The organism is Butyricicoccus sp. Marseille-Q5471, from assembly GCF_951230135.1.
Lineage (GTDB): Bacteria > Bacillota > Clostridia > Oscillospirales > Butyricicoccaceae > Agathobaculum.
In genome coordinates, this window is record NZ_CATNVC010000001.1 from 86,239 (window position 1) to 100,156 (window position 13,918).

Annotated in this window: 15 protein-coding genes; 2 read left to right on the forward strand and 13 right to left on the reverse strand. The window is 54.0% G+C overall.

What is annotated here, in order from left to right:
- Positions 1-93 precede the first annotated feature (93 nt).
- The 11 genes from QOX26_RS00425 to yajC form a co-directional block, all read right to left on the reverse strand.
- Positions 94-1,287, reverse strand: a complete 1,194-nt coding sequence (locus tag QOX26_RS00425) for an ABC transporter substrate-binding protein (RefSeq protein WP_283672915.1) — start codon at positions 1,285-1,287, stop codon at positions 94-96.
- 311 nt (positions 1,288-1,598) lie between these two features.
- Positions 1,599-3,518, reverse strand: coding sequence for an ABC transporter ATP-binding protein (locus QOX26_RS00430; protein ID WP_442870192.1), 1,920 nt, complete (start codon positions 3,516-3,518; stop codon positions 1,599-1,601).
- Entirely contained in the window at positions 3,518-5,245 is a 1,728-nt protein-coding gene (locus QOX26_RS00435) for an ABC transporter ATP-binding protein (protein WP_283672916.1), read from the reverse strand. The genes QOX26_RS00430 and QOX26_RS00435 overlap by 1 nt, the downstream gene beginning before the upstream one ends.
- Positions 5,242-5,709, reverse strand: a complete 468-nt coding sequence (locus QOX26_RS00440; protein ID WP_283672917.1) for a MarR family winged helix-turn-helix transcriptional regulator — start codon at positions 5,707-5,709, stop codon at positions 5,242-5,244. Before QOX26_RS00440 ends, QOX26_RS00435 begins: the two co-directional genes overlap by 4 nt.
- Positions 5,710-5,841: 132 nt before the next feature.
- The gene (locus tag QOX26_RS00445; protein WP_283672918.1) at positions 5,842-6,345 is read right to left on the reverse strand and encodes an HD domain-containing protein; all 504 of its coding nucleotides are present in this window, start codon (positions 6,343-6,345) and stop codon (positions 5,842-5,844) included.
- A gap of 60 nt (positions 6,346-6,405) precedes the next feature.
- Complete coding sequence (locus QOX26_RS00450) at positions 6,406-6,948, reverse strand: hypothetical protein (protein WP_283672919.1); 543 nt, start codon at positions 6,946-6,948, stop codon at positions 6,406-6,408.
- A gap of 62 nt (positions 6,949-7,010) precedes the next feature.
- Positions 7,011-7,487 (reverse strand): NAD(P)-binding domain-containing protein, encoded by a 477-nt coding sequence (locus QOX26_RS00455; protein ID WP_283672920.1) that lies wholly within the window; start codon positions 7,485-7,487, stop codon positions 7,011-7,013.
- Between the two features lie 122 nt (positions 7,488-7,609).
- Positions 7,610-8,980: a thioether cross-link-forming SCIFF peptide maturase gene (gene scfB / locus QOX26_RS00460; protein ID WP_283672921.1), complete on the reverse strand. Its 1,371-nt coding sequence runs from the start codon at positions 8,978-8,980 to the stop codon at positions 7,610-7,612.
- Positions 8,981-9,056: 76 nt separating this feature from the next.
- Complete coding sequence (gene scfA, locus QOX26_RS00465) at positions 9,057-9,200, reverse strand: six-cysteine ranthipeptide SCIFF (RefSeq protein ID WP_283672922.1); 144 nt, start codon at positions 9,198-9,200, stop codon at positions 9,057-9,059.
- 26 nt (positions 9,201-9,226) lie between these two features.
- Positions 9,227-9,640 (reverse strand): TIGR04086 family membrane protein, encoded by a 414-nt coding sequence (locus QOX26_RS00470; RefSeq protein ID WP_283672923.1) that lies wholly within the window; start codon positions 9,638-9,640, stop codon positions 9,227-9,229.
- A gap of 58 nt (positions 9,641-9,698) precedes the next feature.
- Positions 9,699-10,028, reverse strand: coding sequence for a preprotein translocase subunit YajC (gene yajC, locus QOX26_RS00475; protein WP_283672924.1), 330 nt, complete (start codon positions 10,026-10,028; stop codon positions 9,699-9,701).
- A gap of 147 nt (positions 10,029-10,175) precedes the next feature.
- On the opposite strand from yajC, the gene sigK reads away from it, so the two are divergent.
- Positions 10,176-10,874, forward strand: a complete 699-nt coding sequence (gene sigK / locus QOX26_RS00480; protein WP_283672925.1) for an RNA polymerase sporulation sigma factor SigK — start codon at positions 10,176-10,178, stop codon at positions 10,872-10,874.
- A gap of 123 nt (positions 10,875-10,997) precedes the next feature.
- Here sigK and QOX26_RS00485 read toward each other — a convergent pair whose 3' ends face one another.
- Positions 10,998-11,882, reverse strand: a complete 885-nt coding sequence (locus QOX26_RS00485) for a fumarylacetoacetate hydrolase family protein (protein ID WP_283672926.1) — start codon at positions 11,880-11,882, stop codon at positions 10,998-11,000.
- A gap of 182 nt (positions 11,883-12,064) precedes the next feature.
- Between QOX26_RS00485 and QOX26_RS00490 the strand changes: the two genes are divergently transcribed.
- Positions 12,065-13,096: a hypothetical protein gene (locus QOX26_RS00490; RefSeq protein WP_283672927.1), complete on the forward strand. Its 1,032-nt coding sequence runs from the start codon at positions 12,065-12,067 to the stop codon at positions 13,094-13,096.
- 47 nt (positions 13,097-13,143) lie between these two features.
- Here QOX26_RS00490 and QOX26_RS00495 read toward each other — a convergent pair whose 3' ends face one another.
- Positions 13,144-13,764: a TetR/AcrR family transcriptional regulator C-terminal domain-containing protein gene (locus QOX26_RS00495; RefSeq protein ID WP_283672928.1), complete on the reverse strand. Its 621-nt coding sequence runs from the start codon at positions 13,762-13,764 to the stop codon at positions 13,144-13,146.
- Between the last annotated feature and the right edge of the window lie 154 nt (positions 13,765-13,918).

Genomic DNA, 13,918 nt, shown 5'->3' on the forward strand with positions numbered 1-13,918 from the left:
CCATATTCGTGGTCGCGGAGCAAAAAAAGCAAAAGAGGGCCGTCGCTGTATATACGGCGCCCTCCTTTGCTCTTCTTTGAGTCTTCTTTTAAATTACATACCGACGTATGCGCCGTTGTTGATAATCATGCCCTTCGGGCTCTTGGAAACAGCACCGGTTGCATCCCAGGTCATGCCTTCGCCGGTCAGGCCGTCAAAGGAGATGGTCGGGAATGCTTCAACCAGCTTTTCGCAGATATCCTGCGCGGACATGTCAGCGGTGCAGCCGGCAGCTTCAATCGCTGCAACGTAAGCGTAAACGCAGTCGTACGCATCAGCCGCGAACTGGTTCGGGGTCTCGCCAAACTTTTCCTTGTATGTCTTAACGAAGTTTGCCGTCTTGTCGTCCGTTGCATCCGCGTTGAACGGAGTCAGCAGCATAACGCCTTCGGCAAGCGTGGTGTCAAAGCCTTCCAACGTCAGGATGCCGTCCATGCCGTCCACGCCGAAAATCTTGGGTGCATAGCCCATGGACTTCGCCTGGGTCAGAATCAGAGATGCCGGCTGGTAGTACATCGGCAGGAACAGCAGGTCAGCGCCGGCCTTCTGTGCTTCGCCCAACTGTACGGTAAAATCGTTTGCAGAAGCATCGGTAAAGGTGGTGGTGGACACGATCTCCAGACCCAGTTCAGCAGCCTTGGCCTTGAAGGTATCATAGATACCGGAGGAGTAAACGTCGTCATTCTTGTAAATGACAGCTACCTTAGTGCCCAGCTTCTGATCGAAAATGTACTGTGCGGATGCGGTGCCCTGGTTGGGGTCGGCAAAGCACATCTGATACATATTGTCCTTGCCATCAATAACGGCAACCGAAGAAGCCGACGGAGTCAGGGCAAAAATACGGTCGGAATAGGTCTCTGCAGCGGTGGCTTCACAGGGCTTGGAGGTAACCGAACCCAGCGAAATCTGCATGCCCCAGTCGAGCAGGGCGTTGTACGCGTTGACAGCCTTCTCCGCATCGTGCTCATCATCCTCGTACTTCAGTTCAAACTGAACCGCGCCGCCTGCTGCGTTGATTTCGTCAACCGCAATCTGTGCGCCGTTCTTGGCTGCGTTGCCGTAAATCGCCGCGCCGCCGGTCAGCGGGCCGGTGCCGCCAAGCTTAAACACAGCCGCACTTGCAGACGCATCGCCTTCAGCGCTGTCCGCATTCGTACCGGCATCCTGCGAATTGCCGCCTGCACCGCAGCCGGTGAGCGCAGTAGCCAGCATCGTGCCGGCCAGAAGCATGCTCAGAATCTTCTTCATAGTGATCTTCTCCTTTTACAAGCTAATCTTCCCGCCCCGAAAACGTTTACTTTTGTTTGGGGAACCCGGATTATTGTTTTATTATACTACCATTTTAACGCTTTTGCAGGTCTTTTTTAATATTCGGGGTATTTTCAGGCAATCTACCTATTATCTTTTCAGATAAAACACCTGTTTTGTGTGTTCTTACCGAAAACACTTGTCCGTCTTGCAGGGATTCATGCATTATTTTTCGTCGCTTGCAGGAAAAGATTTATTTCTCGCATTGTCCATTAAAAAGGGCTTCTCCAATGAGGAGAAGCCCTTTTAACTCATTCCAATTCGAATGCGCCGGTGTATAACTGATAATACTTTCCATGCTCTGCAATCAGCTGCTCGTGATTGCCCCGTTCAATGATGCGGCCAAGCTCAAGCACCATAATCACATCTGCGTTCTGCACGGTTGACAGGCGGTGCGCAATGACGAATACCGTGCGCCCGCACATCAAGCCATCCATGCCGCGCTGCACGATGGCTTCGGTTCGCGTATCGATGCTGCTGGTCGCCTCATCGAGAATCATAACCGGCGGATCGGCTACCGCCGCACGCGCAATCGAAAGCAGCTGACGCTGTCCCTGCGACAGGCTGCCGCCATCTCCGTCAATCTCGGTGTCATAGCCATCGGGCAGGCGCTCAATAAAGTCATCCGCACCCGCAAGCTGTGCCGCAGCCTTAATTTCCTCGTCGGTTGCATGCAGGCTGCCATACCGGATATTATCACGAATGGTGCCAGTGAACAGATTCGTATCCTGCAGTACAATACCGAGCGAGCGGCGCAAATCAGACTTCTTAATCTTGTTGATGTTGATACCGTCATACCGAATCTTGCCGTCGGCCAAATCATAAAAACGGTTAATCAAGTTGGTGATGGTCGTCTTACCCGCGCCCGTCGCGCCGACGAAGGCCACCTTCTGCCCCGGCTCAGCGTAGAGTGTGACATTGTGCAGTACGATTTTCTCGGGCGTGTAGCCGAAATCGACATCAAAGAAGCGAACGTCGCCGCGCACCTGCTCATAGGTCAGCGTGCCGTCCTCATGCGGATGCTTCCATGCCCAGATATTCGTCTTTTCTTCGGTTTCGACCAGCTTGCCCTGCGCGTCATACTTGGCGTTTACCAGCGTGACATAGCCGTCGTCCACCTCGGACGGTTCATCCATCAGCTCAAAGATTCGCTCCGCGCCCGCGAGCGCCATGACGATGGAGTTGACCTGTTGGGAAATCTGGCTGACCGGCTGCGTGAAGGTCTTGGTCAGCTGCAGGAAGCTCGCAATCACGCCTAGCGTGATGCCGCCGCTGACGCCCGTCAGCGCAAGCGTACCGCCGACGACCGCAACCAGTACATACAGTAGGTTGCCGATGTTCATCATAATCGGCATCAGGATATTCGCAAAGGTATTGGCGCGGGTCGCATTGATACGCAGCTCTTCGTTGAGCCCGTCAAACTGCTCCTTGCACTTATCCTCGCGGCAGAATACCTTGACGACCTTCTGTCCGCCGATCATTTCCTCAATATAACCGTTGACCTTACCGATTGACTTCTGCTGCTCCAAAAAGTACTTTGCGGAGTTGCCGCCGATTTTCGCAGTCACGCGCAGCATGACAAACACGCCGAGCAGCACAAACAGCGTCAGCCACACGTTGGTGAACAGCATCGCCACCAGAACCGCAACAATTGTGATGGCCGAAGAGAACATCTGCGGCACCGACTGGCTGAGCATCTGCTGCAGGGTGTCGGTATCGTTGGTGTAATGGCTCATCACATCACCGTGGGTGTTGGTGTCGAAATAACGAATGGGCAATGACTGCATGTGCGAGAACATTTGATCGCGCACGGTTTTCAGCACGCCTTGCGAGATGGAAACCATCAAGCGGTTATAAAGGAAGGTAGAAATTACGCCAACCAGATAAACAAACCCCATCATCACCAGTGCGCGCAGCAGGCCGCTGAACACAGGCGAAGACTCTAAAAGCAGGGGCGAAATGTAGTCGTCAATCAACACGCGCAGGAACATCGAACCGGCGACGCTTGCCAACGCGCCGAGCACGATGCACACCAGCACAACGAAGAATTTTCCGCTGTAATCTCTCTTAATATAAGAAAGCAGGCGTCCCAGGGTCTTTTTCGGGTTCTTGCCGCGCTTTCCTCCTGCGGGACGGCCGTGGCGGCCGCCTCCCATCATCGGTCCGGGCATTATTCCTCGCCTCCCTTCTGCTGTGAACGATAAACTTCCTGATAAATCTCATTGCTGCGCAGCAGCTCGTCATGCGTGCCGACCGCATTGATGCAGCCGTTGTCCATGACGATGATTTGATCGGCATCCTGTACCGAGGACACGCGCTGCGCGATAATGAGCTTGGTGGTTTCCGGGATTTCCTCGACAAACGCACGGCGGATGAGTGCATCCGTCTTGGTGTCAACCGCGCTGGTTGAATCATCCAGAATCAGAATTTTCGGTTTTTTCAGCAGCGCGCGTGCAATGCAAAGACGCTGTTTCTGGCCGCCCGATACATTGGTGCCACCCTGCTCGATGTGGGTATCATAGCCGTCCGGCATCTGCGAAATGAACTCATCCGCCTGCGCCAGTTTGCACACGCGTTTCAGTTCTTCGTCCGTTGCTTTTTCGTTGCCCCAACGCAGATTTTCCTTAATCGTGCCCGAAAACAGCACATTTTTCTGGAGCACCATCGCAACTTCGTCACGCAGGGTTTCCAAATGATAGGCGCGCACATCCACGCCGCCGACCTTGACCGAGCCTTCGGTCACATCATACAGGCGCGGAATGAGCTGCACCAGAGACGACTTTGCCGAACCCGTGCCGCCCAGAATACCGACAGTCTGCCCCGGCTTGATATCAAGATTGACCCCATGCAGGGCAAACTTATGATGATCTCCCTTGTAGCTGAAGCTGACGTTTTCAAAGCGAATCGAGCCATCCTTGACCGCAGTGACCGGATTTTCCGGGTCGTGCAGATCAGCCTGCTCGGTCAGCAGCTCGCTGATGCGCTGCGCTGACGCGCGGGACATGGTAATCATCACGAACACCATTGCCACCATCATCAGGCTGATCAGAATCTGCATAACGTAGGAGAACAGACTGGTCAGCTCGCCCGTTGTCATACTGCCGCCAACAATCAGCCGCGCACCGAACCACGAAATGAGCAGGATGCACGCATACATGCAAATCTGCATGAGCGGCATCGCGCAGGCCATAGTCTTCTGCGCCTTGGAAAACTCACGGTACAGCCGTCCGGACACGCTTTGGAACTTCTCAGTCTCATGTTCCTCGCGCACATAGGCTTTAACCACGCGGATGCCGCGCAGGTTTTCCTGTACGACCGTGTTCATGCGGTCATAGGTCTTGAACACGCGGGCAAATACCGGCGCAACAATCTTCATCAGTATACCCAGACCGATTCCCAGAATTGGCAGTACGCCGACAAATACCCACGCCACCTGATTGTTGATGCGGAACGCCATAATCAGCGAGAAAATCAGCATCACCGGACATCTGACCGCGATGCGTGTGCACATCTGAAATGCGTTCTGCACATTGGTTACATCGGTCGTCAGTCGGGTGACGATAGACGCGGTTGAGAATTTATCGATGTTTGAAAACGAAAAATCCTGCACAGCATAATACATATCGTGCCTGAGATTTCGCGCAAAGCCCGCCGAAGCGCGCGAAGCAAACGTGCCCGCCAATGCGCCGAACACCAGTGCAAGCATTGCGCAAACAATTAGAATCAGGCCGTACTTCCAAATTGCGCCCAGATTTCCCGCATCAATGCCGCGGTCAATCAAAAGCGCCATGACGGTCGGTATCACGACCTCCATCACGACCTCCAAGACCACAAAAAACGGCGTGAGCAACGCATCCTTCTTGTACTCGCGTACACGCCCTACCAGTTGTTTGATCATAGTGTCACCTCCGAAGATTTGCTTTGGTACTCCTCCAAATTGGCACGAATCTGTTCACACACCGCAAACCAGACCTGCAGCTGCTGCTCGTCAATGTTTTGGCGCATCAGCGATTCCATCTGTTCTAACTCCAAACAGATAACCGAGTGGAAGGCACGTGCCTTTTCTGTCAATTTAAGCCGTTTCAGCCGTGCATCATGTTCGACCGGCTCGCGCCGCACCAAGCCGTGGCGCTCCATCAACTGAAGGATGCCGGTCGCAGTCGAACGGCGAATGTGGAACTGGGTTTCGATATCCTTTTGGAACCGATCCCCCTGCGCCTCTTCATGAATCAGGTAATGAATAATCATGCCCTGCATGCCTGTGACGTTCTCCATTTCACTTCCCGATGCTCTGATTGCCATTTGCCGTTTGATCAGATTGTTGAGCATTCCCAGCTCCGCTCCGATCCGATCCTCAAGCATATTGTTAGCCTCCTTACAGTTAGGGTACTAGCATAGTATACGCCTATTTCAATCATTGTCAACAGACTTCACAAAAATTTAAAAAAATACCGCAGGCTGCATAAAAAAGAGGGTGCAAAGGCACCCTCTTTTTTATGCACGATATTTCTCTTTTAAATACATCTCTTGCAGAAACCGCCGGCCGGTTTCTGTACGAAAAATGCGTTTTGCCGCAATTTCACACGCCTCACGCGGCAGTTCGTCTTCATACGCGTTGACCAGAAAATCCGCTTCCAGCAAAATCCGAAAATCCAACGCCTCACCTGCGTCATAGGTGTGATGATGCGCAATCAGCCACAGCACGCGCTCCTGTTCCGCGCCGTTTGCACCCGCTTTCTGCAGCATGGGTGCGGCCACCGCAGGGCCCTCGCTCTCCTGCCACTTCCCCGCAGAAGAACCGTGGAGCCGCTCCGCCTCATGAATACCGATATCATGCAGCACCGCTGCAGCGTCGAGCACCTTTTGGGTGTGCTCCTCCAGACCCTCTGCCTGCCCGATGGCATGGCTAAACGCGTATACCTTCATGAAATGCTGCACCCGACGCGGATCGCCCGCATCATATGCAATCGCCTGCGCGATTAAGTCATCGATTTTCATGCCGTGTCCCTCGTTTTTGTTTTTATTGTATGCAAACGACGATCGGCTGTCAAGCGCCAATCAACCAAGCCACCATGCTGCCAGCAGTACGCGCAGCAATGCGCTGAGCGCTGCAAGCACAATGCAGATTACATACGGAATCCGGCAGCTTTGCAGCAGGGTCTTGCCGCCGCTCGGGTCGGTCACACACCAAACCATTGTGCAGGCTGCAAGCAGTGCAGGCACCGCAAGCACCGCCGGCAGGCCGGTGGCCAAGACCGACAACAGCAGGCTTTCCTTCTGTCCGATGCCGACCGCAACGGTCAGCGCCAGGACAAATCCGCGTGCGGCACACAGTCCGGCCAAGAACAGCGGAACCGGCCGCAGCAGTGCGCATAATACGGGCAACGCGATCCACAGCACCGCGCCCAGCACGCACCGTCCCGCCTGCTCAGGCAGGGCGGACAGCAGCGCGGCCAAGTGGATCGCATCGTCCCCCTCGCCGGCGATTAGGCCTGTCATGCCGCCCGCCAGCGCCCCGCACAGAAACATCGCGCACAAAAACACAAACGCAGGTGTGCGCAAAAGCTCGTCAAAAAAGCCGAGAACATGCTTTTTCCTCATACTTCTCCCCCTTACGGAAGGTTCTGATAAAGCATATTCCCGGCTTGTTCGTTTTAGACCAGTCAGTCCTCACACATTGCGTTTACCAAATCGCGGCAGGGCTGATGCAGGAACAGGCGCACATTTTTTCCGATTTCATACGACGCACTCAGCTTGCCGTCCTCGTCCTTGTGCAGCGTCGCGGCAATCAGCTCGGTACCTGAAACAACGCGCTCGCCAACGAATTCAACATTTACGCGCGCATCATCGCACACGGTAACCAGAATGCGCTTTTGGATGCACTGCGACAGCGGCGCAAGCTCGGTGGCCATCTCCCGGCGGGAGGCACACAGGAGCACGATTTCACTTTTGAGCACTGCGGCGAAGGTGTCCTCGCACACCACAGCACCGCTGCCCTCAGCGGCTGCTTTTGCAGCCTCGCTTTTGGAGGAAATAAACAGATTTCTGGCGGGAATGACGTTTTTATCAAGAATCGCACGAATCATCCGGGGCAAATATTCTCCCCCGCCGATGACGGCTACCAATACGTTTTGCGGCATGGAATCAACTCCTTTATGGATTGCTAAAAATACTCATCAAGAGATACGATATTCATTATACGGCAGAAAAAGCCCTATTGGCAATCCATTTTACACGGTTTTTCGCCTTTTTGTCGTTCCTGCTAGTTTGCACAAAAATGCTCAACCGCTTTTAGATATATTGCACACTCCAGGCGTTTTCGTTCCATTTCACAGCCCAGATCATAGGAATCGTTCATATCACCGTTCATATTATAGTTTGCCGCAGAACATCCACCTGAACAATAAAACTTTGCCCAACAGATTTGGCATTTAGGGCGGGAATAAATATTCATGCCGGCAAATTTCTGCGCAATATCCAAATCGAGCGTATTATCCAGCACGCTGCCCTGCTTAAACTCTTCCTTGCCCACAAACTGGTGGCAGGGATAGACATCGCCATCCGGCGTGACGGCAACATACTCATAGCCCGCTCCACAGCCGCGCAGACGCTTGATAACGCAGGGACCCTGATTGAGATCAACCATGAAGTGGAAGAACGAGAAGCAGTTTCCTTCGCGCTTTTTCTCCTCCATAATGTCGGTCAGGCGGTCGTACTCGGCACAAATTTTGTCCAAATCGGCTTCGGTCAGGTCGTAGCCGGAGTCCGGGTCGGCCGTTACCGGCTCGACGGACAGACGGTCGAAGCCCGCCTCCGCAATGTGCAGCACATCGTTTGCAAAATCCAGATTATGCGAGGTAAACGTGCCGCGTGCATAGTAATCCTTGCCCTTATCGCGCGCGTCAACCAACGCCTTAAACTTGGGCACGATCACATCATAGCTGCCGCCGCCGTTTACGGTCTTGCGGAACTCGTCATTGACCGAGGGGCGGCCGTCAAGCGACAGCACAACGTTATCCATGTTTTCATTGATGTACTTCTGCTTGTCCGCATCAAGAAGCAGACCGTTGGTCGTAATCGTGAAACGGAACTTTTTGCCGTGCTCCGCCTCGATAGAACGCGCGTAATCGACCGTCTGCGTCACGGTGTCCCATGCCATCAGCGGCTCACCGCCGAAGAAATCCACTTCGATATTGCGGCGCGCGCCCGAACGGGCAATGACAAAGTCAATCGCCTTCTTCGCAATTTCAGGTGGCATGATTTTACGGCCCTGCCCAAAGTCGCCGGTCGATGCGAAGCAGTATTTGCATCTGAGATTGCAGTCGTGCGCCACGTGCAGGCAAAGTGCCTTGACCGGTGCGCCGACCGGCACGTACTTGGATACGTCGATGTAATCATCCTTGGCGAAGAGCTGTCCGTTTTCCTTCAAATCGTATAGCTCGGCATACGCCTCACGCACCGCCTGCGGATCGGTGTCCGGCAGCGCGTCAATCACGCTCTGCGGGCACTCGGCCGGCATGGCTTCATCAACCAGGCCCGATACCGCATAGCTCGTGTCATCCAGTACATGAACCGCGCCCGAATTGACATCGAGCACGAAGTTTACGCCTTTTTTGGTAAAGCGATGGATCATTTTATTTATTCCTCCAACTGAATAAGAAACAAGGCGCGCCAATCCGGCACGCCTTGCAGTTTGACTTCTGTTAGCCTTACTTGGCCTGCTCGCAGGTCTGGTTCGCAACCGTGCAAGAGGTCTTGCAGGCGGACTGGCAGGAAGTCTGGCACTCGCCGCAGCCGCCCTTGGCAGCAGACTGCTTCAGCGTCGCCGAGGTCAACGTGGTAATATGCTTCATGATAGGTTCCTCCCTTTCACAACGTCTTACTTTTTGATATGCTTATAGCGCTTTTTCTTGCGCATACCCGCACCGGCAAAACCGCCGAGCGCCGAGCCGACGAGCATGCAAATCACACTCACCAGTACGCGCAGGATATGAACGGGCTGTCCCAGAGCGATTGCCCCGCCGACAAGCATCACCAGAAAAACCAGCGCCCCTGCGCCGACCGCCCAGAGGAACTTGCCGCCGGGTGCGCGCTTGGCCGAAATCATCGCCGCCACGGCACAGCCAAACGCCAGAAAGACCAGCGCACAGGGTGTTACCGCGCCTTCCCCGAGTGTGCCGCGCTGCACAAGCAGAGCGCCCACAAACATCAGGAGCAGGGTCAGGATTAATCCGGTACCCGCCGCCGGCAGCAGAATGCTGACCGGTGACGTACCGCTATCGGTTTTTCTCATATCACGCTACCTCCCGCCGAAACTGTTTGTACATGGTATTCGGCAAAGAGTTGGGTTATTACTTCTTTTCGTTTGCTTCCTTGGGCGCTTCAACACCCTCGGTCGCCGGAGCTTCCTTACCGCGGATCGCCCAACGGTAAATGCGCAGCTTGGTGCGATCGGAAGAGGTTTCGATGGTCAGTACATCGTCCTTAATGTTGACGACCTTGCCGATGAAACCACCGATGGTCGAGACTTCGTCACCAATCGAAATCGAGCTTCTCATGTCACGCTCAGCCTTGTCGCGCTTACGCTGCGGACGAATGAGCATAAAGTAGAACACAACGACGAGCAATACGATCGGCGCGAACTGAACGATATAGTACAGGTAATCCTGTCCACTTGGCATATTTAACACCTCCTTGTGCTTTTTGCCGTTAATAAATTTATTATACTGGAAGGTTATCCAAATTACAAGCCTTTCTTTTGATTTCGCATAGGACAATCCGCCGCCAACATAAATTAAAACCACTATCTGGAAACGAGGTGCTAAGCTATGCTGTTATCCGCCCTGCTGGCGCTGGGAGGCGCGTTTTTCTTTCTGGTGCTGCGAGTTCAAGGCAGCGGCGGTTCGTTCCCCAAGCCGCTGTCCCCCGAAGAGGAGCACGAGCTGCTTTGTAAAATGCAGGAGGGGGACGAGGCCGCGCGCGCCAAACTGATTGAACATAATCTGAGACTGGTTGCGCACATCGTCAAAAAATATTATGCAGACCGTGCCGAACAGGATGATCTCATTTCAATCGGCACCATCGGACTAATCAAGGCGGTCAGCACGTTTAACGCGGATAAGAACATTAAACTTGCGACCTATGCCTCCAAATGCATTCAGAACGAACTGCTTATGCACTTCCGTCAAAAACGCAAATCAGCCGGGGAGCTGTCGCTCTCGGATTCGCTCGACACCGATGCGGACGGCAATGCGCTGAATCTGATGGACGTCATCTGCTGCGAGGATCTAAATCTTCAGGCAGTAGAAGAGCACGACCGATACGACGCGATGCATCAGGCGCTCGCAGCCTGTCTGACCCCACGCGAACGTGAGATTATCCGCCTGCGCTACGGACTCGGCACACCTGCCCCACTCACCCAGCGCGAGGTCGCCCGACATCTCGACATTTCTCGTTCCTACGTTTCACGCATTGAAAAGAAAGCGCTCGAAAAGCTGCGCGAATCATTGGAACACCAGAATGATTAAAGCTGCTCCAGCGCTGCGGCACAACTGTGCCCGGCGCCTGCTCCACGAGAAAGGAGTCCTTATATAAGGGCTCCTTTTTCCCATGCTTATATAAAGAGCTGAGCATGCTCAGCCGTTTTGGCTTCATCCAATGACATTTGTCAGTATGCCGATGCCGTCAATCTCGCACTCGACCACATCGCCATTTTTCAAAAAGCACGGCGGCTGCATGCCCATGCCCACCCCCGCGGGCGTTCCGGTTGCGATGATTGTGCCCGCCTTTAGCGTCATACCCTGTGTCAGCTCGGCAATGATTTCCGCGATGCCTGTCATCAAATATTCGGTGTTGCTGTCCTGCCGCGTTTCGCCGTTGACCCGGCAGCGGATACCGAGCGCAGGCGGCGAGGCGACCTCATCCGCCGTCAGGATGCACGGCCCCATCGGCGTGTGTCCATCCAGACTTTTGCCGAAATACCACTGTTTATGGCCGGTCTGCAAATTGCGCGCGGATACATCATTGAGAATGGTATAGCCAAATACATAATCAAAGGCATCCTCTGCCCTGACCTGCCACGCGTCCCGACCGATGACCACGCCAAGCTCACATTCATAATCCAGACTGTCAACCAGGGTTTCATAGGCCGGAATCACGCCGCCGTTCCAATTGGCTTCGCTCACCCGCTTGGAAAAGTAAATTGTGCGCGGGCGGTCGCCAAACGCCGCTCGGTCAAAGCGCCCGGCCTCCGTCAGGTGATCATAGTAATTGATGCCGAGGCACAGCACATCCTGCAGCGGGAACGGAATGGGCGCACGCGGCACAAGCGCATCAAGGCGCAGGGGCTCTTTCCCTTCCGGCGGCACGCGCAGCGCGGCAAGCTGCTCTGGTGACGCACTTCGAATCAGTGCGTTCATATCGGCAAACGCCATCCCCCAGCACGAAAGCGGCCAAATTTTGCCCGGCTGCTCCGTGTAGCCTACACCGATTTCATCCGGTGACTGCGCCGATGTTTGATATGTATATAGCTTCATATTCATCCTCCCGAAATTCCCGGATTTTCCGCTCTCATTTTATCATTTCATGCCATGTTTATCAATCTCATTTGATTGCAACGACCTGTTTTTGGGACATCTTTTCCTATTTGACCATTTTCCCGACGCGCAAAATACCGTATGATAAAAGCATACAAGGCTATTCAGGGGAGGCTGTCCATTTGAAACGTGAAATTTTGACCCGCATGATGGCGCAATCCGTCATAGAGCAGGGACTGCGCGGCCTGCAAGACGATCCGCACCGCAGCCTGCGCCGACTGGTCGATTTCGGCAGTGAACTGGCCAACGGGCCGTACCAGAAGAATTTCATCAACCTGTTTCGCAGGCTACTGAAACGGGAAGATTGCCCCTATTACAATTTGGCACAGAACGCCGTACGCGATGTCTCACACAGCCGGCTCAAAACCTGCGCGCTCGGTCTCGGGTGGAACAGCCTGACTGTCGGCGCTGCCCGCATTCGCACACTGGAAGCGGAAAAGGGGCACAATATTCCGTGGTCGCTCACACTGCACTTAGACGGCAGTGCGTGCGCCATGAACAGTGAACAGTACGAAGCCCTTGTGCATCAGGCGGTCGATCTGGGCATTTACTCCTATTTTCTCGTGCCGGATGAAAGCGCTGCCGCGCTGAGCATCGCGCTGGAACTTGTCAACCGCGCGCCCGACTGCGTCTTTTTCCTGCTGCTGCCGGAGCAGCGCGGCGAAATGGAGCAGCTACCCGCGTCTTCCGTCCCCGACAACCTTATTCTCGGACTCTCGACCGACCGCACGCACTGGAGAAGCGACGCACAGTGCTTGCGAAACGCAGGCTGTCTTTATGCGCTTTATCGTGCCTATTCCACTCCGGAGGAGGTGCGCGAAATCACCTCTGGCAGCTGGGCCGCTGAAATCGCGCCTGATATGGGAATGGCAACGGTCTGTGTGGCGCGGCACGACTGCCCCCCCAACCTCGCCGAGCAGGTCTGCGGCTACACACTCCGCTCCCGCTTGTCACCGCAGTACCCTACTTTTTTTGTTGATTTTTATACCGACAACCACTATGCCGATCGCTGTATTTCAGGAGACGCCTGCTTTATGGGTGTGCTGCCGGACGGCACAGTCACCGAATACTGCGACGGGCACGAAACTGCTGCCGCCTACTCGGTTTTCGATGCGCCGCTGTCCGAACTGCTCGCCCGCTATTTTCAAAAATAAAATCCCCCGTGCGGCAGCAACGCGGCACAGGGGATAACGCACTTTGGTCAATCGCCTTGCATAGGCGGTTCGAGATCGGAAAGACTATCAGCGTAAGCTGACAAATGTCTAAACACGCTTTTCAGCTGTCCTACGTACTGTTCCGGCGGCATATGCGCTCCTTCTGTCAGCCACCGCATGATGGAGACCAGCATTGCATCACTAAAAAAGGTCACGCAAAACCCGGATTCTTCGCTTGCCGCGAACGCGCCCTGCGTGGCGGAGAGCAGAAACGGCGCGACAACACTGCAAAGATAGTCCCGAAAATACTGCCGGAAGGAATTTTGGCCTGTCAATCGGAGCAATTTGCCGTAGAACACGCGTTCATCGTAAAAATACTTGCAGATTTGGGTCAGCAAATCCCATCCATCCTCCGAATGAGACTGATCCAAACACAAAATAAATTCCGAATAGAAAATCCATTCTACCAGATCGTATTTATCCTTAAAATGATAGTAAAAGCTCTTGCGATTCATTTCACAGCGGGCGCAGATATCGCCCACGCTGATTTTTTCAAATGGCCTCTGCCGCATTAAGTCCTTCAGCGCCTGCGCAAGGGCTTTTTTTGTAATGCTGGAGTCGGGCAAACCGTCCACCCCCTTTGCCTTGTCTTCATTATAGCAAGCCATTCGCCGTTTCACAAGCCGCTTTGTGCGTATCCTCTTTTGGACAGAATATCCAAAGTGTCCTAAAAATCGGCATTTGCCATGAAGTGTGCAAGTTTCGGACGATTCGCACTTTTGTCCCGTGCGGCACACGCCAAACTATGTTACGCTTATTGAT